Origin of the sequence: Kitasatospora nipponensis, from assembly GCF_039528135.1 — a bacterium.
Taxonomy (GTDB): domain Bacteria; phylum Actinomycetota; class Actinomycetes; order Streptomycetales; family Streptomycetaceae; genus Kitasatospora; species Kitasatospora nipponensis.
This window is the reverse complement of the sequence record NZ_BAAALF010000885.1, coordinates 1-605: the sequence shown is the minus strand read 5'-3', so window position 1 is coordinate 605 and position 605 is coordinate 1. Positions and strand designations below refer to the sequence as shown.

The following is a 605-nucleotide window of genomic DNA, read 5'->3' as shown; positions in this document are numbered from 1 at the left end:
CACTTCTCGCAGGACCCGACCTATCTGCGCTACGTCGCCGCGAGCACCATCGTCGACGACCTGTGCATCCCGCCGCTGGACCTGGTGGGCGGACGGTTCCGGCTCTACGGGCACGGGGTGGACGACCTGGTCGCGGCCATGGACGAGGAGGGCTGGGGGCATGACGCGGTGCACGCCCTGCTCTCGCTGGTCCGGCAGTGGGTGTACCAGTACGCCGAGAAGTTGGACCATGGGCAGGGCGGTCTGCACGCGCGGCTCAACGACTCCACCGGCATCTGGGACGCCTGCGTCTTCCGGATGCACTCCGCCAACAACTACGGGTGCGGCATCGCGGTGGCCCGCGCCGGTGACACCGGTCCGGTCTCCTTCGACTGGCTGATGGGCAGTGGGATGGCTGACGCCATCTCCATGGACCTGGCCAAGTCGGCGCTGGACGTGTACCGGCTGGACGCCCACCAGCCCACCGCCAACGGGGAGTTCGACGCGGTCCGGCAGCAGGCGTACCACTCGGTCTACCTCGACCTGATCGACGACCTGGTGGAGAGCGGGGCGCCCGAGGAGCTGGTGCACTACGGCCGGGCGGGCCTGCAGTACGTCCAGATGAT

The 605-nt window shown here is 68.9% G+C and carries 1 protein-coding gene; it reads left to right on the top strand.

What is annotated here, in order from left to right; genetic code table 11:
- A partial coding sequence (locus tag ABD323_RS43865) for a hypothetical protein (protein ID WP_344447588.1) occupies nucleotides 1–605 on the top strand: 605 nt, incomplete at both ends.